This window comes from Bifidobacterium erythrocebi (assembly GCF_012932675.1).
Lineage (GTDB): Bacteria > Actinomycetota > Actinomycetes > Actinomycetales > Bifidobacteriaceae > Bifidobacterium > Bifidobacterium erythrocebi.
Genome location: NZ_JAAIIF010000006.1, coordinates 326,406 through 350,267, shown reverse-complemented (window position 1 = coordinate 350,267; position 23,862 = coordinate 326,406). Strand labels below are relative to the sequence as shown.

The 23,862-nt window shown below is 63.6% G+C and carries 17 protein-coding genes and 1 pseudogene; 3 read left to right on the top strand and 15 right to left on the bottom strand.

Features of this window, described 5'->3' with window-relative positions:
- Positions 1-312: 312 nt before the first annotated feature.
- The 11 genes from G1C98_RS03250 to G1C98_RS03200 form a co-directional block, all read right to left on the bottom strand.
- Positions 313-2,775 carry a cation-translocating P-type ATPase gene (locus G1C98_RS03250; protein ID WP_169079156.1) on the bottom strand — a complete coding sequence of 821 codons (2,463 nt, stop codon included), beginning with the start codon at positions 2,773-2,775 and terminating at the stop codon, positions 313-315.
- A 169-nt stretch (positions 2,776-2,944) separates the two neighbouring features.
- Positions 2,945-3,511, bottom strand: coding sequence for a type 1 periplasmic-binding domain-containing protein (locus G1C98_RS03245; RefSeq protein WP_169079154.1), 567 nt, complete (start codon positions 3,509-3,511; stop codon positions 2,945-2,947).
- A 28-nt stretch (positions 3,512-3,539) separates the two neighbouring features.
- Positions 3,540-4,817 carry a class I SAM-dependent RNA methyltransferase gene (locus G1C98_RS03240; RefSeq protein ID WP_169079152.1) on the bottom strand — a complete coding sequence of 426 codons (1,278 nt, stop codon included), beginning with the start codon at positions 4,815-4,817 and terminating at the stop codon, positions 3,540-3,542.
- Complete coding sequence (locus G1C98_RS03235) at positions 4,817-5,578, bottom strand: DUF3159 domain-containing protein (protein ID WP_169079150.1); 762 nt, start codon at positions 5,576-5,578, stop codon at positions 4,817-4,819. The genes G1C98_RS03240 and G1C98_RS03235 overlap by 1 nt, the downstream gene beginning before the upstream one ends.
- A 2-nt stretch (positions 5,579-5,580) precedes the next feature.
- Positions 5,581-6,450: a DUF3710 domain-containing protein gene (locus G1C98_RS03230; RefSeq protein ID WP_169079148.1), complete on the bottom strand. Its 870-nt coding sequence runs from the start codon at positions 6,448-6,450 to the stop codon at positions 5,581-5,583.
- Between the two features lie 153 nt (positions 6,451-6,603).
- Entirely contained in the window at positions 6,604-7,464 is an 861-nt protein-coding gene (locus tag G1C98_RS03225) for an exodeoxyribonuclease III (protein WP_169079146.1), read from the bottom strand.
- A gap of 137 nt (positions 7,465-7,601) precedes the next feature.
- Positions 7,602-9,608 (bottom strand): dipeptide ABC transporter ATP-binding protein, encoded by a 2,007-nt coding sequence (locus G1C98_RS03220; RefSeq protein WP_169079144.1) that lies wholly within the window; start codon positions 9,606-9,608, stop codon positions 7,602-7,604.
- A gap of 16 nt (positions 9,609-9,624) precedes the next feature.
- Positions 9,625-10,575: an ABC transporter permease gene (locus tag G1C98_RS03215; protein WP_169079142.1), complete on the bottom strand. Its 951-nt coding sequence runs from the start codon at positions 10,573-10,575 to the stop codon at positions 9,625-9,627.
- Positions 10,576-10,599: 24 nt separating this feature from the next.
- Complete coding sequence (locus tag G1C98_RS03210) at positions 10,600-11,526, bottom strand: ABC transporter permease (RefSeq protein ID WP_169079140.1); 927 nt, start codon at positions 11,524-11,526, stop codon at positions 10,600-10,602.
- A gap of 243 nt (positions 11,527-11,769) precedes the next feature.
- A complete protein-coding gene (locus G1C98_RS03205) occupies positions 11,770-13,413 on the bottom strand; it encodes a peptide ABC transporter substrate-binding protein (protein ID WP_169079138.1) in 1,644 nt (547 codons plus the stop codon).
- 232 nt (positions 13,414-13,645) lie between these two features.
- Complete coding sequence (locus G1C98_RS03200; protein ID WP_169079136.1) at positions 13,646-14,581, bottom strand: tyrosine recombinase XerC; 936 nt, start codon at positions 14,579-14,581, stop codon at positions 13,646-13,648.
- A gap of 139 nt (positions 14,582-14,720) precedes the next feature.
- Between G1C98_RS03200 and G1C98_RS03195 the strand changes: the two are divergent.
- From G1C98_RS03195 to G1C98_RS03185, 3 genes and pseudogenes are all read left to right on the top strand, one after another.
- A pseudogene (locus G1C98_RS03195) lies at positions 14,721-15,500 on the top strand (ABC transporter ATP-binding protein); the annotation flags it as partial.
- A gap of 248 nt (positions 15,501-15,748) precedes the next feature.
- Positions 15,749-18,613 carry an ABC transporter permease gene (locus tag G1C98_RS03190; RefSeq protein ID WP_169079132.1) on the top strand — a complete coding sequence of 955 codons (2,865 nt, stop codon included), beginning with the start codon at positions 15,749-15,751 and terminating at the stop codon, positions 18,611-18,613.
- 13 nt (positions 18,614-18,626) lie between these two features.
- Positions 18,627-18,887 (top strand): DUF6725 family protein, encoded by a 261-nt coding sequence (locus G1C98_RS03185; RefSeq protein WP_169079130.1) that lies wholly within the window; start codon positions 18,627-18,629, stop codon positions 18,885-18,887.
- Positions 18,888-18,993: 106 nt separating this feature from the next.
- Here G1C98_RS03185 and G1C98_RS03180 read toward each other — a convergent pair whose 3' ends face one another.
- The 4 genes from G1C98_RS03180 to typA all read right to left on the bottom strand — a co-directional run bounded on the left by G1C98_RS03180 (position 18,994) and on the right by typA (position 23,790).
- Positions 18,994-19,998, bottom strand: a complete 1,005-nt coding sequence (locus G1C98_RS03180; protein ID WP_335341277.1) for a prephenate dehydrogenase — start codon at positions 19,996-19,998, stop codon at positions 18,994-18,996.
- Positions 19,992-20,969, bottom strand: a complete 978-nt coding sequence (locus G1C98_RS03175) for a prephenate dehydratase (RefSeq protein ID WP_169079126.1) — start codon at positions 20,967-20,969, stop codon at positions 19,992-19,994. The genes G1C98_RS03180 and G1C98_RS03175 overlap by 7 nt, the downstream gene beginning before the upstream one ends.
- A 130-nt stretch (positions 20,970-21,099) precedes the next feature.
- Entirely contained in the window at positions 21,100-21,567 is a 468-nt protein-coding gene (locus tag G1C98_RS03170; RefSeq protein WP_169079124.1) for an alcohol dehydrogenase, read from the bottom strand.
- A 300-nt stretch (positions 21,568-21,867) separates the two neighbouring features.
- A complete protein-coding gene (gene typA, locus G1C98_RS03165) occupies positions 21,868-23,790 on the bottom strand; it encodes a translational GTPase TypA (protein ID WP_169079122.1) in 1,923 nt (640 codons plus the stop codon).
- Positions 23,791-23,862 lie beyond the last annotated feature (72 nt).

Here is a 23,862-nt window from a genome sequence, read left to right as displayed (position 1 = left end):
CGCGAACGAATGGTCGAACCGCCGCTACCTGGACATGTCCCGGCTCGATGACAACCTCGTGGAAGCGAACTGATCATCGCGCCATGGACGGCCATGATCCAAAGTGCGCAACTTTTCGGGCACTACCCACAATCTGCCACACGTAGGCAAGATGTATGACTGGATGAACGTTTCAGGCGAGTACGCCCATTGCCTGTTCTGTCAGGTCTTGGCATCAACCGTAAAAACGACGATGCGGGTTCCCGTTCGGAACAGGAACCCGCATCGAAATTAACGTTCGGTCTTCACCATCATCGAATGGAAACCGGATTATCAGCCCTTTGCGGCCTTCCTGGCCTGCCTGCGCACGGAGAGCACACGCGCCGTACCCACACAGACGAAGAAGATGACGATGGAGACCGCGAGCACGATTAGCGTGGCCACCATCGTGGTGCCGCGCGGCACGATCAGCGCGAAGAAATTCCGCACGAACGGGATGACCATGCCGACCGCGCCGGCGACTGCGAAGGCCAGCACCATAAGGCCGCGCCAGCCGGTAAGCGGCTGGGCCACGCGGGCAAGCACGAGGATGCCGAGCACGAACAGGATGATCGCGTTCAGCGCGCGCAGCTGGGTCAGATCGGCGGCATTCGCCAGATCCCAATGCATGACGCCCGGCAGGAGCCATGTGGACAACAGCACGGACAGCGCGACCGCAATGCCGCCGGGCAGCGCGAACAGCACCACGCGCTTGAGGAAACCGGGAATGTAGCGGCGCGTATTCGGCGCGAGCGCCAGAATGAACGCGGGGATGCCGATGGTAAGGGCCCCAAGATACGTGATATGGCGCGGCAGATACGGGAACGGGATCTGGGTGAGCACCACGCCGAGCGAGATCAGCGCGGAATACACGGTCTTGACGAGGAACAGGCTGGCGACGCGTTCCATATTGGCCATGACCTGGCGGCCGCGGGCCACCACGTCGGGCAGATGCGAGAACTTCGAGTCGACCAGCACGACCTGAGCGATGGCCTTGGTGGCCGGCGCGGCGTTGCCCATGGCGATGCCGAGATCCGCCTCCTTCAACGCCAGCGCATCGTTCACGCCGTCACCGGTCATGGCGACCACATGATCGTTCTTGTGCAGCGCCTGCACCACTGCCTTCTTCTGGTTCGGCAGCACACGGCCGAGCACATCCACGTTGTCCAGCACCTCGGCCAGCTCGTCGATGTCCTCGGGCAGTTCGCGGGCGTCCATGTACACGGGTTCGCGGTCTCCGGTGAGCTTCACCTTGCGGGCGATGGCACCGACGGTCACCGGATTGTCGCCGGAGATGATGCGGCAGCGCACGCCCTGCTCGCGGAACCAGGCGAGCGTGGATTCGGCGTCGGAACGGATGCGTTCGGAGCACAGCACGAGCGCGACGGGCCTGGCCGAGGAATCGAGACGCGGGTTCTCCTCGAAATCCTCGGGAGCCTGGCCCGCGTGACGGGCGATGAGCAGCACGCGATTGCCTTCGTTGGCGTTTTCGTTGACCATGCGAAGCACATCCTCATGCCCGCCGCCCAATGCGGAGATGATGACCTCGGGCGCGCCCATGTACCATACGCCGCTGTCGGACACGATGGCGCTCCACTTGCGCGCCGACGAGAACGGCACGCGGGCCAGCACCCTACCGGCCGTGACGCCCTGCCGGCCAAGACCTTCGAGCACGGCCTGGCCTGTGCCGTTCGGCTGCTCCTCGTTCGACAGGTCGAACAACGCCTGCCTGGTGTCCTGCTTGTTCTCGCCGCCGCCCAGCATCCGCAGCTCGTTGAACGCGATGCCGCCATCGGTGATGGTGCCGGTCTTGTCAAGGTTGAGGCAGTCGACACGCGCCAGCGTCTCCACCGATTCGAGCTCCTGTACCAGCGTGTTCTTCCGCGCAAGACGCATGGCCGCGACCGCGAAGTTCAGCGAGGTCAGCAGCACCAGGCCTTCCGGGATCATGCCCACCACGCCTGCGACGGCGGAGATCACGGCCTGCCGCCACTGGCCGGTGGCGAAGGCCTGCGACCATCCGCCGACCGCCTTCATCTGCGACCAGATGAGCAGCACGCACAACGGCACCACCACGAAGGTCATCACCTTCAGGATCGTGTTGATGCCCTTGTTCAGGTCGGAGGTGGTTTTCTTGAACACCTTGGCTTCGGCGGTGATCTTCGCCGCATAGGAATGCTCGCCTACGGCGGTGACCTTGACCAGCGCCATGCCCGATACCGCGGTGGAGCCGGAATACACTTCGCTGCCGGCCTTCTTGCGCACCGTGCGGGATTCGCCGGTCAGCATCGACTCGTCGAGCTCAAGTCCCCAGGTCTGCACGATGGTGCCGTCGGCTGGCACCTGCTCGCCGGAACGGATCCACAGCAGGTCGTCGAGCACGATGCCGTCATGCGGCACCTGGATGTCCGCGCCGTCGCGATGCACCAGGTACTCCGACTCCACGAGGATGGACAGCTTGTCCAGCGTGCGTTTGGATTTCAGCTCGGTGACGATGCCGATGCCGGTGTTCACGATGATCACGAACCCGAAGACGGCGTCCTTCCAGGACCCGGTGATCAGCACCAATACCATGGCGCCGAGGATGATGCCGTTGAACAGGGTGAATACGTTGGCACGGATGATGTCCATGATCGATCGCGACGATGACGTCTTCATCGCGTTGCCGCGCCCATCCGCCTGGCGTTCGGCTACGTCACGTTCGCTTAAGCCACGCTCGTCGATGTCCGGCATGGTCACGCTTGTTGCAGATTCCATGTGCTCTACCCTACTCCGAGAGCCAACACCGGTGTTCGTTCGGAGGAATGATATTGCGCGCTCAGCATATACCGTCCGGCCCGCATCGTAGTCAAGCTCCCATGAGAACCATTGCATACGGCGCAGGGCGATGCGACGTACGGGCCGGAACGCGAACCGCTCGGCACCGTCAGCGGCGCAGCGTGGTCACCATCAGGTTCCTCGCATGCGGCCGGTCGTTGATCACCAGCATGCTCGCCTTGTCGATCGGCATGGCGTCGGCGGCACGGTCGTTGATGGTGAACGAGGCCGCATACAGGCGCGCGTCGGACGGCGCGTGAACGGGATCGACAAGAACGACGGGGATGCCGGCATCCCTTGCCGCCATCAGGGCGCTGTTCCAGCCCTGCACATCCTGGGTGGCGTCAAGACCGCTGACGACGATAAGCGTCACCTGGCGCGTCACCATGTCCCTGACGGCACGCTGCCCACAGGCCGCTGGCCTGACGGCATCGGCCAGCGACACGTATGATGCGGCCAGACCGGCGGCATCGTAGGCATCAAGCACCAGATCGTCGGCCGACGCGGCATGCGAGCCGATCATGCCGATGGATACGTCGCCGCGTTCCACGCCGCTGGATTGCGACGCGGACCCGTGGGCGTTCGTATCGCCCACCGCCGCGCCGCTCGGCGCGCACGAGACGAGGGGCAGCAGCATCGCGACCGTCAGCGCGATGCCGACGCCCCTTGCCAGCATTCTTCCTGCCACCGTCATCGTGTTGCCGTCAGGAACGGCGGAACAGCGCCACCGTCTCGACATGGTGGGTCATCGGATAGATGTCGTAGGCGCGGATGTCCGCCAGCTCGTAGCCGAGACCGGTGATTGTGGCGGTGTCGCGGGCAAGGCTGGTGCAATCGCAGGCGATGTAGACGATCGAACGCGGCGAGGCCTCGGCGATCTGCCGGCAGACCTTGGCATGGGCGCCGGCGCGAGGCGGGTCGAGCACCACGACATCCGGGTGGGCCAGGTGGGCGGGAACATGGGCGAGGGTGCGGCCCACATCGCCGCAGCGCACGTCCACGTCGTTCAATCCCAAAGCACGCAGGTTGCGCTGCTGACTCTTCACCGCCACGTCACCGCCCTCGACGCTGAACATGCGCGTACGCTCGGCGACCATCGTGGCCAACGGCAGCGTGAACAGGCCGGAACCGGAATACAGATCCCACAGCACCGCCGAAACCGCACCGTCCATTTCACCACGGACCAGGTCGATGACATGGTTGGCCAAGGCGACCGGGGCCTGGCGATGCACCTGCCAGAAGCCGTTGGCGTCCACGGTGTAGGTGAATTCCCTGCCCGCCACCGTGACCTGCTCCGTAAGCCTGCGGCTTCCGGCTGTAAGCTCGCCGTCCACCAGCACGGCATAGTTGTCGCCGATACCGGAATCGCCCTTCTCCCCCGCGGCATGGCGCGGTTCGGGGACGGAAAGGCGGATCTGCGCACCCGGTTCGAAACCGCCGTCCCAGACCTTGTTGGCTGCCGCGACATCAAGCAGCGTATTCGTGGCCAACGGCATGGTGGTCAGCGGCACACGCACATGCGTTCCGCGACGCCGCATGGACGGTTTGCCGTTCTCGTCCGCGATCATCTCGATGCGGGTGCGCCAATGCAGGCCGCCAAGCCCCTCGTCGCCATCCGCACGGCTGATGGGCACGGCCACATCCACATGCCCGAGACGCTTCATCTGCTCGCTGACCGTCACGGCCTTCCAGGTGAGCTGCCCCGGCAGCGAGACATGCACCAGATCGGCACCGCCCACGCCGCCGCCCATGGCCAGCGGTCCGGCAAGCGGCCATGCGGGCTCCACACGGTTGTCGCTCGCCTCCAGCACCTCGACGACCTCGCCGGTCCAGAACCGTTCGTCGCGGTCGTGCGGCTCGTCAAGCTCGATGCGTACCAGCTCGCCCGGCAACGCGAAGCGCACGAACACCACGCGCCCGTCGATATGGGCCACGCAACGGCCCTGGTCTGCGTATCGTTCTATGCGAACCTCAGCCTGCATTATCGTTCATCCTTTGCTGTCTGTGCTGTGTCGATGGTCGAGTCGCCATGCGCCGCCTGTTCGGCGTGCGCCTTGGCCGCCTTATGCCGATGCAACGGGGTGGCGATGATGAGATAGCTCACCCAGATGGCGAGCGCCCAGAACGGGATGCCCATCAGCAGCCGCGTCACGCCCAGGGCCGCCACGTGGTTGGTCAGGTACAACGGAACCTGCACGGCCAGACGCAGCAGGAACAGCGCCATCCACAGCCAGGTGATGATGGTGTACGCCTTCTTCAGCGCCTTGTCTCCCGTCCAGTCCTCGAACCATGCGCGGAAATGCTCGGTCGGCAGCTGGCGGATGAATTCGATGATCGCTCCCAGCGCGGGGACCCTGGCGATCAGCGATATGGCGAGTACGGCGGCGTAGGCCGCGTTCGTGAGGAAACCGAACATGTAGTAGTCGCGGGCCTCGTGGGATTTCCACGCCCAGATCAGGCAGATGCCCACGGCCACCAGACCGCTGAGCGCGCCCGTCACGGACTGGCGCTGCAGGAGACGGATCGCCACCTGGGCGAGCGCCAGGACCGCCGAGACGCCGATGGTGAGGTCGAGGTTCTGCGTGATGACGAACAGCACCACGAATACGACGCCGGGGAGCATGGATTCCACCACGCCCCTTACGCCGCCGATCGCCTCGATGACGGAGAAGTCGTCGCCTTCGCCGGCTGCGGCGAGTGCCTTGAATCCCGTGCCGTTGCCGGAAGGTTTGCGTTCTGCCATGCTTAGCGGACTTCGGAGAACATCGGGCCGCGCGAGAGCGTGGTCTTGACTTCCGTCTGCTGGTCCTGGGACAGCGGGCCGTCGGGACGGTTCGGGATGTCCTTCAGATGTTCCTTGCCTTCGGTGCCGTCCGTCTCGTTGCTGGCGGCGGCTGCGGCCTTGCGCTCGCCCGGCGTGACCGGCTGGTGCATGGGGATCGGGTCGCGCGGTGCGAGCGGCTCATCGCCGCGTTCGACCACGATGTTGGAGAAGAATTCGTTGAGCTTGCGGGTCTCCTCGGAGTCCGGGTCGCTTGCGGCGGTGCCGGAGAAGATGCCGCGCAGCATCCAGCGCGGGCCGTCGACGCCGACGATGCGGGTGGGTACCGTCTTGCCGCCGGAGACCTCGACCGGCAGGATGATCTCCGTGCCGAACACGCCTTCCACGGCCTTGGCCTTCGGGTTGGCGGCGAGGAAGTCCTCACGCCAGTCCTCCCACAGGCCCATGGTCTTCGGCGCGGCGTAGGCCTCGACCTCGAGGCTGGAGTTGTAGTAGGTGGTGGTCGATCCGAGCACGGCGCGGGTGGCGCGGGATGCCTTGATGCGCAGTTCGATGTGCTGCAGGAACGGCAGGTAGTAGGCGCCCAGATCGAGGTATTCGTCGTAGTCGGGGACGTTCTCGTCGTTCACGTCCCACGGACCGCGTTCCTCGCCGCGGCCTTCGTAGTCGCTGGCGGCTTCCGGCAACGCGGCCGCTGCGGTGCGCTGGGCGAGTTCGCTGTCGGCCTTGGCTGCGGCGTTCGCCGCCTTGGCGGCCTTGACGTCCTCGTCTTCCGCCTTGGTTGCGGCCTTATCGGCCTTGTTCTTCTTCTTGCCGAATCCGAATAGTCCCATGGGGCTCCTCATTTCGATGCTTGTATGACCGTGACAAGACTAGCACTTGCCGCTGCGAACGGAACGGCGGGTTCCGTTCCCTGCCTCCTTGCCTGTCCGGCAGGCGGATGGCCCATGCCGGACGAGCGATAGGCAACGGACAGACAGCCCGGGTCAGTAGTCGTAGGTGATGGTCAGCGGCGCGTGGTCGGACCAGCGGGTGTCGTAGCTGGGTGCCTTGTCGATGGTGAAGTCAATCGCGCTCTGCGCCAGGGCCGGCGTGGCGAACTGGTAGTCGATCCTCCAGCCGACGTTGTTGTCGAAGGCGCGCCCACGCTGGCTCCACCAGGTGTACGGCCCTTGGATCTCGCCGGCAAGACGACGGGTCACGTCCATGAAACCGTATTCGTCCAGCCAGCGGTCCACGTAGGCGCGTTCCTCGGGAAGGAATCCGGCGTGCTTCTCGTTGGCCTTGGCGTTCTTGATGTCCGCCGGGGTGTGCGCGATGTTGAAGTCCCCGCACAGCACGGCCTGCCGGCCGCCGTTCGCCGCCTCGTCGCGAAGCTCGCCCATACGCTTCAGCATGGTGTCGAGGAACCGGTATTTCTGTTCCATCTTGACCGGATCGTCGGTATTGCCCGCATGCACGTACACGCAGACGACGGTGAGGGGGTTGCCGGCCGGGGTGGTGATGTCGTTTTCGATCCATCGCCCGGAATCCACGTCCTCGGCAAGCCCCGGCAGCCCGTAGCGCCGGTCATCGACCTTCAGGTCGGTGAGCAGCGCGACCCCGGCACGCCCCTTGATCCGGCACACCTCGTTGGTGCGGTCCAGCCCGTCCTGCGCGTCTATGGCTCCGGCGGTGGCGTATTCGAAGGCGAATTCGTCGAAGATGGGATCGATTTCGGTTTGCGGCGCACGCACTTCCTGCATGCACCACACGTTCGGCGTATGCTGTGCGGCCCAGGTCTCTATGCCCTTGCGCTTGGCCGCGCGGATGCCGTTGACGTTCGAGGTGGTGATGGTGATGCTCATACCGCCCAGCCTAGCCGTGATATGAGAAAAGCCATGCACCGTCAAGCAAAACGGCGGGCCGTTTCCCACTATGGGAAACGGCCCGCCGTGTCGACGCCCACTCGGGCGGTCATGTGCCGGCTATGCGGCCATTGCGATCAGTCCAGACCAAGCTGGAGCTTGCCGCCAGGGATGGCGTCGAGCAGATCACGCGTGTACTGCTGCTTCGGGTGGTCGAATACCTCATCGGTGGTGGCATGCTCGACCAGCTTGCCCTTCTGCATCACAACCACTTCGTCGGCGATCTGACGGACCACGGCCAAATCGTGGGTGATGAACAGGTAGCTCAGCCCCTTTTCGGCCTGCAGGTCGTTGAGCAGGCGCAGCACCTGGTCCTGCACCAGCACGTCCAAAGCGGACACAGCCTCGTCGCAGACGATCACGTCGGGGTCGAGCGCCATGGCACGTGCGATGGCGATGCGCTGACGCTGGCCACCGGACAGCTCGTTCGGGTAACGCCCCATCACGGATTCCGGCAGTTCCACCATGTCGAGCAGTTCGCGCACGCGCTTGACACGGCTCTTCTTGTCGCCGATGCCGTGGATGCGCAGCGGTTCCTCGATGGAACGATAGATCGAATACATAGGGTCGAGCGAACCGTAGGGGTTCTGGAACACCGGCTGCACGTGGCGACGGAAGTCAAGCAGCTCCTTGCCCTTGAACCCGGAGATGTCCTTGCCTTCATAGGTGACCGTGCCGGACGTCGGTTCGAGCAGTTTGAGCACCATATTGGCCACGGTGGATTTGCCGGAACCGGATTCGCCCACGATGGCCAGCGTACTGCCGCGTTTGACGGAGAAGGACACATCGTCGACGGCCTTGAACATCTCCTTCTTGCGCGGAAGCTTGAATTCCTTGGTCAGATGGTCGACGGTGATGATCGTCTCGCTCGTTTCGAGCTTCTGCTCGCCCACCACGTGATGCTCAAGCAGTGCGTCGGCGTTCTCGCCGTGCTCCTTGGCGGAGATGATGCGCTGGGATGCCAGCGAGGGGGCGGCTGCGACCAGACGCTTGGTGTACGGGTGCTGCGGATGCTGCAGTACTTCCAGCGACGGACCGGATTCGACGACCTGGCCCTTGTACATGACCACGATATGCTGGGCGCGCTCGGCGGCCAATCCCAGATCGTGGGTGATGAACAGCACCGCGGTGCCGAGCGAATCGGTGAGCATGTGCAGGTGGTCGAGGATCTTCTTCTGCACGGTCACGTCGAGTGCGGAGGTCGGTTCGTCGGCGATAAGCAGCTCCGGTCGGCAGGCCAGACCGATGGCGATCAGCGCACGCTGGCGCATGCCGCCGGAGAACTCGTGCGGGTACTGGCGGGCACGAGTCGCGGCATCGGGCAGACCGGCTTCGGACAGCAGACCGGCGATACGGTCGTCCATGGTCGACCCGGTGACATGTTTCTTGACGATATCCCATGCGGTGTCGTTCTTCACACCGGCCTTGATCAGATCGTCGGCCACACGCCAACGCGTCTCGGAACCGGGGACCCACTCCTCCTTGAAATACGCGAGGGAGCGTTCCGCGGCCTCGCCGGTGATGCCCGCCTCGGCGATCGCGGCCTTGGCGGCATCGAGCAGCGCCGGCAGTTCGGCGGACGAGATGAAGGTCTCGTCGTCGTTGCTCTTGACATCGACCTCGTCGCCGGCAAGGGCCTTGGCCAACTTGGAACGCCTCTCGTGGGAGATGTCCATGTTGTTGGCGACCAGTGCCTCCTTCACCTGGGTGCCAATGCGCCACACCGGGTTGAGGTTGCTCATCGGGTCCTGCGGCACAAGACCCATCTTGGAGCCGCGCAGCTTATCGAAATCCTTCTGCTTCAGACCGACAAGCTCCTGCCCGTCGAGCTTGATGGAGCCGCCGACCACATGGCCGGTGCCGGGCAGCAGTCCGAGCACGCTCATGGCCGAAGTGGATTTGCCGGAACCGGATTCGCCTACGATGGCGACCCACTGCCCCGGGTAGACGGAGAAGGAGACATCGCGCACCGCATGGACGGCACGGTTCCTGTCGGTGGTGAAGTCGATGGCAAGATCCTTCACCTCAAGCAGAGGACCCTGCTCCTTCTGCATGGCGACGAGCTTGGATTCGTTGTTTTCCATTGTTTCTCCTCCTTGCTCAGAGCGTACGGCTCTTCGGGTCAAGGGCATCCTTCACCGCATCGCCCATCATGATGAACGACAGCACGGTGATGGCCAATGCCGCGGACGGGTAGAACAGCACCATCGGGTTCGTCATCAGGCTGGTCTGCGCCTGGGAGATGTCACTGCCCCAGCTGACGGTGGTGCTCGGCAGGCCGACGCCAAGGAAGCTCAGCGTGGCTTCGAGCACGATGTAGGTGGCCAGCGAGGTGGTGCCGATCACGATGATCGGAGCCAGCGAATTCGGCAGAATGTGGCGGAACAGATTGCGCATCGGCGATGAGCCCAAAGCGGTGGATGCGGTGTTGAACTCAAGGTTCTTCGCTTCCATCACGGCACCACGAGCGATGCGTGCGGTGGAGGTCCAGCCGAACAGCGCCATGACGAGCACGATCTTCCAGATCGAGCTGTTGGTCTTGAACATCTGCAGCACGACGATCGCGCCAAGCAGAATCGGCAGTGCCAGGAAGATGTCGGTCAAACGGCTCAGCACGGAGTCGATCCAGCCGCCGAAGAAGCCGGCGATGGCGCCGATGATCGTGCCCAGGAGCACCACGAGGATGGTGGCGCACAGGCCGACGCTCAGCGAGGTGCGGGTGCCATAGACCACGCGCGTGTACACGTCGCAGCCTTGGAAGTCGAAGCCCATGGGATGGCCGGCGGCCGCTGGCCCCAGCGAGTTCTCCAACGTGCAGTAGTTCGGGTTCTGCTTGGTGAACAGGGCGGGGAACAGCGCCACGATCACGATGAAGATGATGAGCAGGCCCGAGATGATGAACATCGGGTTCCTGCGCAGCGTGCGCCAAGCATCGGCCCACATGCTGCTGGCGGGTGCGGTCTCGTCAAGCTTGTCGACATCCTGCAACGGGGTTTCGTCGAGCGGTGCGACGTAACGCTCCTGACCGGGAAGGGTGGTCATATCAGTCATATTTCCTTGGATCTCCTTTCCTGATCAGGCGTAGCGGATACGCGGATCGAGCGCCGCGTACAGCAGATCGACGATAAGATTGCAGACCACGAAGATCAGCATGAGCAGCGTCACGATGGACACCACCAGGTTACCTTCGCCTTTGAGGATGCTCTGGTAGGTCAGCCAGCCGACACCGTGGATGTTGAAGATGGTCTCGGAGATCATCGCGCCACCCATGAGGGCCGCAATATCCTGGCCGAGGTACGTCACCACGGGGATCAGGGAGTTGCGCAGCACGTGGCGCAGCATGACCTGCCTGTTGCTCATGCCCTTGGCACGTGCGGTGCGCACGTAATCCTCGGCGATGTTCGAGGAGATCTCGGAACGGGTGAGTCGGATGATGTACGCCATCGACACCGATCCGAGCACCATCGCCGGCAATAGCAGGTCGATGAAGGTCGGGTCGTTGCCGGCGGTGACCGGGAGGATGCTCCACTTGATGCCGAACAGGTACTGGCCGAGAAAGCCGGTGACGAAGGTCGGCACGGAAATGAGCAGCAGGGAGACGATCAGAATGACGGTGTCGTACCACTTGCCCTTCTTCAGGCCGGAGATGACGCCGAAGATGATGCCGAACACCGCTTCGAACACGAACGCCATCAGCGCAAGCCTGATGGTGATGGGGAACGCGCGGCCGATCTCGTCGATGACGAGCTGCCCGGAGAAGGTCTTGCCGAAGTCAAGCGTCAGTGCGTTCTTCAGGAAGATGAAATACTGGACGATGAACGGCTTGTCCAGGTTGTATTCGGCTCGGATCTGAGCCGCAACAGCCGGATTGACGGGTTTGTCGCCGAACATCGCCTTTACGGGATCGCCGGGCAGGGCAAAGACGAGGGCATATACCAGTAACGTCGTGCCGAGAACCACGGGGATCACCTGCAGCACGCGGCGCAGAAGATACTTGCCCATAGAAACTCCTTGTTCCACGACCATTCGCACGCCGCCCGGCATCGTTCGACCTTAAGGCGGCTATCTCATGCATGGTCATTAAATACTGTGACAGTCTACCCCATGCACTGACTTGGCCCCGAGACGTCCAGAAAGCGGTCAACAAACGATCAGAAAATGATCAGAAAAGACGGTCGACGAATAAAGAAAAAGGAGCGAAGGTTTTCAGGCCTTCGCTCCTTCATCCCGATCAGAGAAGAACGATCACTTCTTGGTCATCTTCTCGTAGGTCGGCAGGTTCTGCCAGTTCATGGCGAAACCGCTCTTCACGTTCTTGGACGCAACACCGTAGGCGTTCGCGTTGTAGACCGGGAAGGCCGGCAGCTCCTTGAGGAGGATCTCCTCGGACTGCTGGTACAGCTTGTTGGCTTCGTCGGTGTCGGTGGTGGCGTAGGCCTTCGCCAGCAGGGCGTCGAACTCGGCGTTCTTGTAATCACCGTCGTTGGAGCCGTTGCCGTCCGCGGCCTTCGAATCGAAGATCTGGAACAGGTAGTTCTCAGCGGACGGGTAGTCGGGCTGCCAGCCGGTACGGAAGGCGCCGGCTATCTTGCGGTTGGTGACCGCGTCACGGAACTCGTTGAAAGTCGGCATCGGGTTGGTGGCGGCGACTTCGGAGCCCAGCGTGTTGTTGATGGAGTTGACGATGGCCTTGTAGATCGACTCATGGCCGCCATCGGCGTTGTAGGAGAAGGTCAGCTTGCCGCTGAACTTGGAGATCGCATCGGCCTTGGCCCACAGTTCCTTGGCCTTGGCCTTGTTGTACTTGAGCACCTCGTTGCCCTTCAGGCTCTTGGAGTAGCCCGGGGTCATCGGGGAGGTGAAGTCAAGGGTCGGAGTACCGGTGCCGGAAAGCACCTTGTCGGTGATGGCGGAACGGTCGATGGCCATGGAGACGGCCTGGCGACGCAGCTGGCCTTCCTCGGTGTTGGTCTGGAAGTGCTCGAGGCTGGCGGGGATGGTGAAGGTCTGGATGACGGAGCCGGCCTTGTTGTAGGCCTGGACCTTGGCATCCTTCTCGAAGGTCTTGGTCTGGGCGGCCGGGACGGCTTCCATCACATCGAGGTTGCCGGCTTGAACGTCGGCGTAGGCGGCGGTGTCGGAGGTGTAGACCTTGAAGGTCACACCATCGTTCTGAGCCTTGCGGCTACCGTTGTAATCCGCGTTCTTCAGCATGGCGATCTCCTTGTTGTGATCCCAGTGGTCGAACACGTACGGACCGGTGCAGCCGTCCTTCGGATTCTGGCCGAAGGCCTTGGCGGAGGCGGCATCCTTGAAGAAGGAGTCCGGCAGCGGGGCGAACGCGGTGTAGCCCACCTTCAGCGGGAACACGGAGTCGGGCTGGCTCAGCGTGACGGTGAAGGTCTTGTCGTCGACGACCTTCAGGCCGGAAAGCTGCTCGGTGCCCTTGAGTCCGCTGGTCTTCTGCAGATCGTCATAGCCGGCGATGGTGTTGAAGAAGGAGGAGCAGATCATGGCGTTCTTGGCGTTGGCGGCATAGCTCCATGCCTTGGTGAAGTTCTCCGCCTTCACGGTCTGGCCGTTGGCGAACTTCCAGTCCTTGATCTTGATGGTGTACTGGGTTGCGTCGCCGTTCGGAGTGATGGAATCGGCGATCTCGTTGCTCGGGTTGCCCTTGGCGTCGAAGGACACCAGACGGGCGAACAGCAGGTCGGCCGGCTTGCCGCCGCCGGTCTCGTTGATGTTGCTGGGGATCAGGTTCTTCTGAGGTTCGGAATTGTACGCAGTGATGATATTGCTGTCAGAGCTGGAGCTGCTGGAACCGCAGCCGCTCAGCATCATCGCGGCAGCGCATACGACGGCTGCAACGGTCAATGCCTTGTTCTTCATATGTTTCTCCTAGTTGATGGGGCGCTTTGGAGGCACCCGTGAATACCAAAGGGGCGGATCCGGCATTATGCGAACAACCGGCATCGAGCCCCTTTGACATGTGCTCCCATTGTGTCCCACGTCACAGACAGTCGCACGCACGCCCATCATTCCCTTTCGAAGTCCACATACTTTCGATGGCATGCGATCGCGGCGGCGAACCACGACGAAGGCCGGCGGCGACTCCCCGTGCTCAGGCGCGCGGGAACGCCTGACGGTACCGTGCCGTGAGCTGTTCGATGGAGACATGCGTGTACCGCTGGGTGGTCTTGAGCGAGGAATGCCCCAGCATCTCCTGCACCTCGCGCAGGTCCGCTCCCCCGTCCAGCAGATGCGTGGCCGCCGAATGGCGCAGGGCATGCGGACCGATGTCCGGCACACCGGCCTCGCGCGCGGCGTCATGCACCACACGCCGTGCCATGCGCTGATCCAATCTGCCGCCGCGCATGCCGAGAAACATCGCGTTACCGGCACCGACAGACGCGCCGCCGGAGCGAGAGCGCAGCAGCTGCGTGCGACCCCGTTCCAGCCACGCCTCCATCGCGCGCGCTGCCGGAAGGCCGAACGGCACCACACGCTGCTTGTCGCCCTTGCCCGTCACCCTGACGGTGCGATTGGAGAAATCGACATCACCTATATCGAGTCCCACCAGCTCGGCCACGCGGATGCCGGTGGCGTACAGCAATTCGAGTATCGCCGCGTCCCGCAGCGCCTTCGGATCGTCGGGTTCGGCGGCGGCGTCCCGATCCTCACGGTTCATCAGCCGCCCGGCCTGCTCCTCGGACAGCACCGTGGGAAGGTGTTCGGGGATCTTCGGGGTCTTCAGCGCGGCCGCCGGGTCCGCATGGATAATGCCGTGATCGTATGCCCAGGAGAAGAAGCAGCGCACCGCGACGACGCCGCGCGCCATGCTGCTGCGCGCGTGGGACGGCGAGCGACCGGCCATCCATGCGCGCAAATCGTCGATGGTAATCTCCTCAAGGTCGGCGATGCCCTGCCCTTCCAGGTATGCCAGGCAGTCGGCCACGTCGGCGTGGTAGGACTTCAACGTGTTCGCGCTCAGCCCGCGATTCGCGCCGAGATAGGTCTCGAACTCCTGCAGGTACTTGTCGAATATGCAACCGGCCATGCCCGCCACCCTACCCTGGAACCTTGAATTGGGTCCACGGACGTGTCCGTTCCCGATGCTTCCCGGCGTATAGACTTGACATGACAGTCTTTGATAAGGGCATTTGTCGCCATCTGAAGGAAAAAGCAAGCGAGGAACCATGGCCAAGCACGGCAGACAACACATCGAACAGCACATATCGGACGACGACGCCGTGGTGGCGAGCGCAATCGATCTGGTCAAGACCTATGGCGACGGCGACGCGCGGGTGAAGGCGCTCGACCATCTCAGTGTGGATTTCGCCCGTGGCGAAATGACCGCGATCATGGGACCGTCCGGTTCCGGCAAGTCCACGCTCATGCATTGCATGGCCGGTCTCGACCAGCCGACTTCGGGCACGGTCATGGTCGAGGGGCTTGAGGTCTCCTCGATGAACCAGCGTCAACTCACCCGGTTCCGCCGCGAGCAGATCGGGTTCATCTTCCAGTCGTTCAATCTGGTGCCGACGTTGTCGGCCGAGGAGAACATCCTGCTGCCGTTGCAGATCGCGAAGAAGCCCATCGACCGCGCATGGTTCGACAAGGTGGTGAGTGTGGTCGGGCTGCAGCAAAGACTCTCCCACCGTCCGAGCCAGCTTTCCGGCGGCCAACAGCAGCGTGTGGCCTGCGCCCGCGCGATCATGGCCCGGCCGAGCGTGATCTTCGCGGACGAGCCGACCGGCAATCTCGATTCGCGTACCAGCCGCGAGGTGCTGGGCTTCCTGAAGAATTCCGTGCACGAGTACGGCCAGACCATCGTGATGGTGACGCATGACCCTCGTGCCGCCTCGTATGCCGACCGCGTGCTGGTGCTTGCCGACGGCAGGATCACCCAGGATCTGCGGCACCCGACGTATCAGGAGATCCTGCGGGTGTTCGCCTCGGACGACGACGCCGAGGATGCCGGCAGCGGATTCGACGATGCCGACGCGATCAGGAACGCGGAGCCAGCAGAACCAGCAACGGCCGTGGCACCCTCGGCGGCCAACGCACCCGCACCCGCCGAGGAAGAGGCTGGCTCGACCCATAAAGACGAGCCATCCCCTGAGGTGACCTCCGGCATCGATATGCCGTCCCTGGTCTCCCCCAAGCTGTCCATTCCCGAAGCGGAGCCCTTCGACGCGCACACCGCGGGGAACGGGGCCGCCGCATGATCCGCGTAGGCCTGCGCGACGCGCGCGCCCATTTCTCCCGATTCCTTCTTTCCATCGTCGCCATCGCCCTGGGCGTCTCGTTCGTGGTCGGCTCGTTCTGCTTCCGCGAGATGCTGAACAACCAGGTCGACGAGATGATGGCCACCAATGCCGATCACGACGTGTACGTGCGCGGCAGCGAGGAACAGCATGATGACGACGAGGATGTCTCGTCGGATTCGGATTCCGGCATCTCCACCACCACATACAACATGATCGACACGTCGCTGACGAACGACATCCGTGCGGTGGACGGCGTCAAAAGCGCCAATGCCGTCACCTCCGTCAGCGGCGTGCTCACGCTGGTGGGCAAGGACGGCAACGCCGTGTCCAGCGGCATGTCCGGCACCACCCTCGCGCTCGACGGCAGGACCTGGCGCTCGGCGCATCTGGAGCATGGCGACTGGCCGCAGAACCGGCACGAGATCGCCCTGCATACTTTCGCACTCGAACAATCCGGGCTGAAGATCGGCGACACCACGAAGCTCGTATACCCCTCCGGCCCGGAGGACGTGAAGATCGTGGGCTCGTTCTCCACCGACTCCTCGCAGGCCGGGGCGCTGCTCATTGCGGTGCCGGGCAGCGTGCTCAATGACCTGTATGAGCAGAACAGCGGCCAGAGCGGGCAGACGCAGAGCATCGGCGTCTACGGCTCGGCCAACGGCAACAAGCCGCTGAACGCCACGCAGCAGCGCGAGCTTGCGGACCGCATCAACAAGGCGCTCCCCCACTCGTCCAAGGCGCATGCCATCACCGGCGATCAGATGCGCGACGAAAGCTCCAAGAGCAGCAAGGAGATGCTGGGATTCATCCAGCCGCTGATTCTCATCTTCGCGGTGATCGCCCTGTTCGTGGGCTCGTTCATCATCGCCAACACCTTCTCGATGATCGTGCGCGAATCCATGCGCGGCTATGCGCTGCTGCGCTCCATCGGCGCGTCCAGCGGGCAGGTGTTCCTCACTGTGATCATCCAGGCGCTGATGCTCGGTCTGGTCGGTTCGGCCGCCGGAATCGCCCTGGGATGGGGCATGGTCAAGGGCATCGCGGCTCTGCTGGCGCAGCTGGGAACGCCGTTGACCGGATCGGTCACCCCGACCCCCAACGATATGCTTGTGGGCCTTGTGGTCGGCATCGTGGTCGCGGTGATCGGCGCCGCGCTGCCGGCTCGCAGGGCCGCGCTCGCGCCGCCGATCCAGGCGATGAACGAGACCGTGAACCCGGAGCCCTCCGTCGCGCCGCGTGCCATCGCCGGCAGCGTCATCACCGTGATCGGTGTGCTTTCCTGGATCCTGTGCTGGCGCATCGGCGCGGCGGACGGCGCTGATCCGACCTCCATCGCCGCACTGAACAGCCTGGCCAAGGTGATGGGCACCGGCTGGACGCTCGGCATCGGCGCGGCATGCGTGGTCATCGGCGTGATCATGGTCGGCCCGGCGCTGGTGCAGACGGCCAGCGTGGTGCTCGGCTGGCTGCCGTCGCTGCTCTTCCCCGTCGCCGGACGTCTGGCGATGCGCAACCTGTCGCGTCAGAAGCGCCGTACCTCCAATACCGCCGCCGCGCTGTTCGTGGGCGTGGCCATCGTCAGCTGCCTCGGCGTGGTCGCCTCCTCCGTGAACGCGTCCGTGGCGGGCATCATCGACAGCGGCCTGAAAACCGATTACATCGTCTCGTCGACCAACGGGCAGATCCCCGATAAGGCCGTCAACGACATCAAAGGCATCAAGGATGTGAAATCCGTGTCGGTGAGCCGCATGATGATGAACGCCAAGTTCGATGGCGAAACGGCTTTGGCGTTCGCCGAACAGCCCACCGTGTTCTCCGACGTGATGGATCCCGTGGCCACGCAGGGCGATGCCGACAAGGCGTTGCGCCGCGGCGAACTGGTCGTAGGCGAAAAGCTCGCCGAGGATCGGGGTTGGAAGATCGGTGACAAGGTCACCGTCACCTGCAAACGCGTGGTGGTTGATCAGGAGGCCACGGCGAAGGCCCAGGCCGATTATCAGGCGCAGGTGCAGGCCAAGGTGCAATCGTTGCAGACCGAAGCGCAGACCCTGCTTGCCGCCGGCGACCAGGCCGGCGCCAAGGCCAAGGCCGATGAGGCCCAACAGGCGGTGGCCGACGCGCAGAATGTCGACCCGGCCACACTGGTCAAGACCAAGGACGAGCCGACCAAGGCCGTCAAGCGCATCGGCGCGATCATCTCCAACTCGGTGTACCGCACGGCCGTGTTCATGAACGACGAGCAGGCGGAGCAGCTGACCAACAAGGAGGCCCTGTTCACCATCATGGTGTTCGTCACCGCGCGGAAGGGCTCCGATGTGGCCGGCCTGCGCAAGAAGATCCTCAAGCAGACGAAGCCGTACTATGTGCTGACCGTGCAGGATCATGACGAATACAAGTCCACAGTGAGTTCGCTGGTCGATCAGATGCTGATCGTGCTGTACGCGCTGCTGGCTCTGTCCATCATCATCGCGATCTTCGGCATCGTGAACACGCTGGCGTTGAGCGTTTCGGAACGTACGCGCGAGATCGGCCTGCTACGCGCCATCGGTACGTCCAAGGCGAAGATCCGCGGCATGCTGGCCATCGAGGCGGCGCTGATATCGGTGCTCGGCACGGTCATCGGCCTGGTGGTGGGCACCGCGGCCGGCGTGGTGATCCAGCAGACATATAAGGCGAGCGGCATGGAGCAGCTGGCGATTCCTTGGGGACAACTCGGCGTGTTCCTGCTACTGTCGATAGGTATAGGCGTGCTTGCCTCGCTGCCTCCCTCGCGTCGTGCGTTGAAGGCACCGGTGCTGGACGCCGTCGCTTCGGAGTAAGGAGGCTCCCCCTATGGCTTTACCTCGTGAGATCCCTACCGGTGCGCGCATCGTGGTGCGCGTGATCGAGGGCGTGGACCCGACTGACGGACGGACCAAGTTCCGCGACTACGTGGGGCACGTGGAATCATGGAACGGCTACACGCTCGATCTGATGCGCGATGCCGCCGCCAATGGTTCGCGCCCGGCGCAGCGCGTCAGGATCGACGCGGACACCATCGCCCGCCTGAAACCGGTTCCCGAACGCCCGCACATGGTACGGGAGAAGAAGTAACCCCGATCAATACGAATCGGGCTGGTTCCCTGGCATTCCCCAGGGAACCAGCCCGATTTTTTATTCTGCCGCCTTGTGCCCTCAGACATCGACATGCGGAACAGGTTCAGTCCGTGCCGCCCGTCGGCATCGCGTGGACACGGACGCGTACCCTATGCTCGTCGATGAAGCCAATGATGGCCTCGCCGCGCCTTGCGGATTCCAGCAGCGCCTGCTGCCAGCCTGCTTCGGGAATCGCAAGCTCGCCTTCGGCGAATTCCCTCGCATGCTTGTACTCACGGAACGGCTGGCCTTCGGCGAAGAAGCCGCCTATCGTATCCACATCGCCATCGTGCAACGCGTCGGCCATGGCCGTCAGACGCGCCGCCATGCTGCGCAGCAGGCCCTCCACGTTGACGTTGTCCTCCTCCACCATGGCACGGGTGCGATTGGGGTCGGTGAGCGCCACACGCGTCATGTCACGCCACGATCCGGCGGCGAGCGCCGCGGCGATGTTGCGGTCCGGATTGCAGACCAGCTCGTTGATGAGCGATGTGGCCACCACATGCGGCATGTGGCTGATCAGGGCGGCGGCACGGTCGTGCGTGTCGCTGTCGATGACGATCACGCGGTTGCCGCAATCCTTGACGATGAGTTCCGCAATGGTGAGGAAACGCCGATAGTCCGTGTGCTGCGTGACGGTAATCGCCCACAGCGCATCGTCGTAGAGATGCGGGTCGGCGGCGCTCCAACCGGACAGCTCGTTGCCCGCCATGGGGTGCGCACCCACGTAGCACTCCCCCAGTCCGGCCTGTTCGACCTGGCTGCGGACCATGCCCTTGACGCTGCCGACATCGGTGAGCGTGATGCCGGGATGCGCGTCCAGTAACGGTTTGAGCTCGTCGAGAATGCCCGGCATGGCCTTCAGCGGGTTGCACAGCACCAGCACCTGCGGTTCGGCTGCAGCGAGTTCGGCCAACGTGCCCACGCAGCGGATGCCTTCGGCCTGCGCCGCGGCATACGGGTGCGGGCGGTGGTTCCATGCGATCACTTCCACGCCGTTGCCGTTGAGCCTGCGGGCCAGCGACCCGCCGATCAGGCCGAGTCCTATGATGCCGACTTTCCCTACCACAGCAGTTCCCTTCTTGCGTTGCGTTCCGCTTGCCAATCCGATTCCATATTCGTGGAATCGAGTCTGACGCCGCCTTCCGGCAGCATCCATGAATCGACGGGCGGGTTCGGCCGTTCCCTCCGCGGGTAGACGGCGATGGTCTTCGTCCAGTCGCCATGCTCCGCAACCTCCACCAGCATGCTGCGGAATCGCGGCTCCCACGGTGCCGCATCGAGGGTGACGATGAAGCTGTATGTGCCGTCGTGCCCTTTGATCGGACGTGAGATGAGACTGGTCATATTGAGTCCGCAGTCGCGCACCACGTCCAGCAGGTCGGCCACGACGCCGGGACCCGTGGCCAGCGGAATGAATGTGATGATGGTTTCGAATTCGCGTTCGCGCGCGTGCGCGACATGTTCCATCACATCCGCTCGCGGGGCGATGACGAGGAAGTCGGTGTGCGCGCCGTCGAAGTCCTCCACGCGCTGCTGCACCAGGTCGAGACCGTACAGGTCGCCGCAGATGCGCGGGCCGAGCGCCACGCCTCCCGGTTCGAGGTCGCGGCATGCGGCCGCGTTCGATGCCGCGGGAACGGGGTGCAGGTGGTGTTGCGCTATGAATCGTTTGCATTGCGCCAGGCCATGCGGGTGGGCGCTGACGTTCGCACCGGCGATGGTATGCGAGGTGCCGCGTGTAACGAAGGCGTTGAATGAGACGTCGATGCCGACGCGGGCGAGACCGGCGGCGTCGTGGGCGTCGATCAGGGCGTCGAGGTTGGGCATCACATACCCTTCGACGTTGTTCTCCCAGGCGATCACGCCCCAGGATTCGCCGGATTGCACGGATTGCATAATGGTCGGCACGTCCGGTGCCGCCACGAGCTCCGGCACGTCGATGCCGTATTGCTCGTTCAGACAGCGCCCGGCATCGATGGCGGCCTGATGGGTGAAGGTGCCTTCCGGCCCAAGATAGGTCAGCTTCGTATGCGTCATATGCACCACCGTACCGCGCGATTGCGCCGGGCGTTGCCGTCGTTCCGTTTATATGAGCACGTTGATGCGGGAACCGGAACGGCCCGTGCTCGTGCCGTTCCGGTTCGTCGGCATGTCGTCGTTCCCGCCGTCAGGCCCGCGATGCGCGACTTGCGGCGGTGCGCTCCCTGCGTGCGGGGATCTCGAACCAGTGGCGCGGCAGGAACAGCATGACGACCTGCATGAGCACCAAGCCGTACAGCCACATGTAGCCCACATTCTGGCTGAAGAACGGGACGGCGCCGGAGAATCCGACCGGGGTGAGTGCGCTGCCGTTCACGCCGCAGATGGCGACGCCCCACGCGGTGACGGAGGATGCGATCAGATGCACGCCGATGCCGGTGGCTCCCATGCGTGCGCGTGCGCACCATGTGGAGATGCCAAGAATGAGGAATGCGATCACCAGGCCGTATGGGATGTTCATGGAGGCCCCCATGCGATGCGCGAGCGTACCGAAGAACGCGCTCGCCGCGCCGGCCAGCAGCGTGATGAGCATCTGCACGAACGGGCTTTGACGATGCGACCATGGCATCAGGGATTCGTTGCTCTTACGACTCATGATTCCTGACTCTACCGTGCCTTTCTGGGAACGGAAAAGCCCCCTTCCGCAGGGGAAGGAGGCTCACGTTGACGCCGTTGTGCGGGCGTTCGCTCACTTCTGAGCGTTCTGCTGAACCGTTAAGCAGGAAGCCCAGTGGGCTTCCTGTAGGTGAAGTGAGCGGTCGCCAAGGCGACCCGCGAAGGTCGTCAGGACGCTCACTTCTGAGCGTTCTGCTGAACCGTTAAGCAGGAAGCCCAGTGGGCTTCCTGTAGGTGAAGTGAGCAGTCGTTCCGACGACTGCGAAGGTCGTCAGAACGCTCACTTCTGAGCGTTCTGACGACGCTGCTTGGCGCGCCACTTGTACCAATCCTCGCGGTTGAGGATGATCTTGCGCACGCGGATGGACTCCGGGGTCACTTCCACGCACTCGTCCTCGTTGGCGAAGTCCAGGGACTCCTCAAGGCTCATCTTGATCGGCGGGGTGAGGGTTTCGAGCACATCGGCGGTGGCGGAACGCATGTTGGTCATGTGCTTGGCCAGCGTGATGTTCACGTCCAGCTCGTCGGGCTTGTTGTTCACGCCCACGACCTGGCCTTCGTACACCGGGGACTGCGGCTCGACGAAGAAGTTGCCGCGTGCCTGCAGGCGCTGCATGGCGTACGGGGTGGCGACGCCCTGGCGGTCGGACACCATGGAGCCGTTCTGACGAATGGAGATGGCGCCTGCCCACGGGGCGTAGCCGGCGGAGATGGAGGAGGAGATGCCGGTGCCGCGGGTGGCGGACAGCAGCGCGGTGCGGAAGCCGATCAGGCCACGGGACGGCACGGTGAACTGCAGACGGACCCAGCCGGAGCCGTGGTTGGTCATGTTGTCCATACGGCCCTTGCGGTCGGCCATGAGCTGGGTGACGGCACCCATGTACTCTTCCGGCACGTCGATGGTGGTGTTCTCCATAGGCTCGTTGATCACGCCGTCGATGGTCTTGGTGACCACCTGCGGACGGCCGACGGTCAGCTCGTAGCCTTCGCGTCGCATCTGCTCGGCGAGCACGGCCAGGGCGAGTTCGCCACGGCCCTGGACCTCCCAGGCGTCCGGACGGTCGGTCGGCAGCACCTTGATGGACACGTTGCCGATGAGCTCGCGGTCCAGACGATCCTTGATCATGCGGGCGGTGAGCTTGTGGTCCTTGCCCTCGGTGCCGGCCAGCGGGGAGTCGTTGATGCCGAAGGTCATGGAGATGGCCGGGTCGTCGACGTGGATGAGCGGCAGCGGCTTCGGGTTGTTCGGGTCGACGATGGTCTCGCCGATCATGATGTCGTTCACGCCGGCGACGGCGACGATGTCGCCGGGGCCCGCGGATTCGACCGGGATGCGCTCCAGGCCCTGCGTACGCAGCAGCTCGGAGACACGGAAGTTCTCGATGGAGCCGTCCACACGGCTCAGGCCGTAGGTCTTGCCCTTCTCAAGGGTGCCGTTGTAGATGCGGACCAGGCCGAGTCGGCCGAGGAAGTCGGAGGAGTCGATGTTGGCGACGTGGGCCTGCAGCGGCGCGCCCTCTTCGTATTCCGGAGCCGGGATGGTGGAGATGATGGCCTCGAACAGCGGTTCGAGGTTGTCGTTGTCCGGCAGGCCCCCGTCCTCGGGCTGATTGGTGGAGGCGTAGCCGGCCTTGGCGGCGCAGTAGATGACCGGCATTTCGAGCAGCTGGTCGAGATCGAGCTCGATGCCTTCATGCTGCACGTCGTCGGCCAGGCCGAGCAGCAGGTCGGAGGTCTCGCCGACGACTTCGGAGATACGGGCGTCGGGACGATCGACCTTGTTGACGCACAGGATGACCGGCAGCTTGGCTTCCAGTGCCTTGCGCAGCACGAAGCGGGTCTGCGGCAGCGGGCCTTCGGAGGCGTCGACCAGCAGCACCACGCCGTCGACCATGGAGATGCCGCGCTCGACCTCGCCGCCGAAATCGGCGTGGCCGGGGGTGTCGATGATGTTGAGGGTGATGCCGTCCGGGCAGCCGTACTTGGCGGCCATGGGGCCGGTGTATTCCACCGCGGTGTTCTTGGCGAGGATGGTGATGCCCTTTTCGCGTTCCAGATCGTTGGAATCCATCACACGATCCGGCACTTCCTCACGCTCGTTGAACACATGGGACTGCTGAAGCATGGCATTGACCAGCGTGGTCTTGCCGTGATCGACGTGTGCCACAATAGCTACATTTCGAATATCGCCGCGAACCGCCATCGAAACCTCTCTTAGTAATTGCTGTTCTGTTGCGTAATGCGTAATGTTCGGTACGTGATTGGTTATCTATCT

What these genes read in the sequence shown, in the direction of transcription:
- G1C98_RS03250 (WP_169079156.1), bottom strand. Translation starts at nt 2,775, where the DNA reads ATGGAATCTGCAACAAGCGTGACCATGCCGGACATCGACGAGCGTGGC.
- G1C98_RS03245 (WP_169079154.1), bottom strand. Translation starts at nt 3,511, where the DNA reads ATGCTGGCAAGGGGCGTCGGCATCGCGCTGACGGTCGCGATGCTGCTG.
- G1C98_RS03240 (WP_169079152.1), bottom strand. Translation starts at nt 4,817, where the DNA reads ATGCAGGCTGAGGTTCGCATAGAACGATACGCAGACCAGGGCCGTTGC.
- G1C98_RS03235 (WP_169079150.1), bottom strand. Translation starts at nt 5,578, where the DNA reads ATGGCAGAACGCAAACCTTCCGGCAACGGCACGGGATTCAAGGCACTC.
- G1C98_RS03230 (WP_169079148.1), bottom strand. Translation starts at nt 6,450, where the DNA reads ATGGGACTATTCGGATTCGGCAAGAAGAAGAACAAGGCCGATAAGGCC.
- G1C98_RS03225 (WP_169079146.1), bottom strand. Translation starts at nt 7,464, where the DNA reads ATGAGCATCACCATCACCACCTCGAACGTCAACGGCATCCGCGCGGCC.
- G1C98_RS03220 (WP_169079144.1), bottom strand. Translation starts at nt 9,608, where the DNA reads ATGGAAAACAACGAATCCAAGCTCGTCGCCATGCAGAAGGAGCAGGGT.
- G1C98_RS03215 (WP_169079142.1), bottom strand. Translation starts at nt 10,575, where the DNA reads ATGACTGATATGACCACCCTTCCCGGTCAGGAGCGTTACGTCGCACCG.
- G1C98_RS03210 (WP_169079140.1), bottom strand. Translation starts at nt 11,526, where the DNA reads ATGGGCAAGTATCTTCTGCGCCGCGTGCTGCAGGTGATCCCCGTGGTT.
- G1C98_RS03205 (WP_169079138.1), bottom strand. Translation starts at nt 13,413, where the DNA reads ATGAAGAACAAGGCATTGACCGTTGCAGCCGTCGTATGCGCTGCCGCG.
- G1C98_RS03200 (WP_169079136.1), bottom strand. Translation starts at nt 14,581, where the DNA reads ATGGCCGGTTGCATATTCGACAAGTACCTGCAGGAGTTCGAGACCTAT.
- G1C98_RS03190 (WP_169079132.1), top strand. Translation starts at nt 15,749, where the DNA reads ATGATCCGCGTAGGCCTGCGCGACGCGCGCGCCCATTTCTCCCGATTC.
- G1C98_RS03185 (WP_169079130.1), top strand. Translation starts at nt 18,627, where the DNA reads ATGGCTTTACCTCGTGAGATCCCTACCGGTGCGCGCATCGTGGTGCGC.
- G1C98_RS03175 (WP_169079126.1), bottom strand. Translation starts at nt 20,969, where the DNA reads ATGACGCATACGAAGCTGACCTATCTTGGGCCGGAAGGCACCTTCACC.
- G1C98_RS03170 (WP_169079124.1), bottom strand. Translation starts at nt 21,567, where the DNA reads ATGAGTCGTAAGAGCAACGAATCCCTGATGCCATGGTCGCATCGTCAA.
- typA (WP_169079122.1), bottom strand. Translation starts at nt 23,790, where the DNA reads ATGGCGGTTCGCGGCGATATTCGAAATGTAGCTATTGTGGCACACGTC.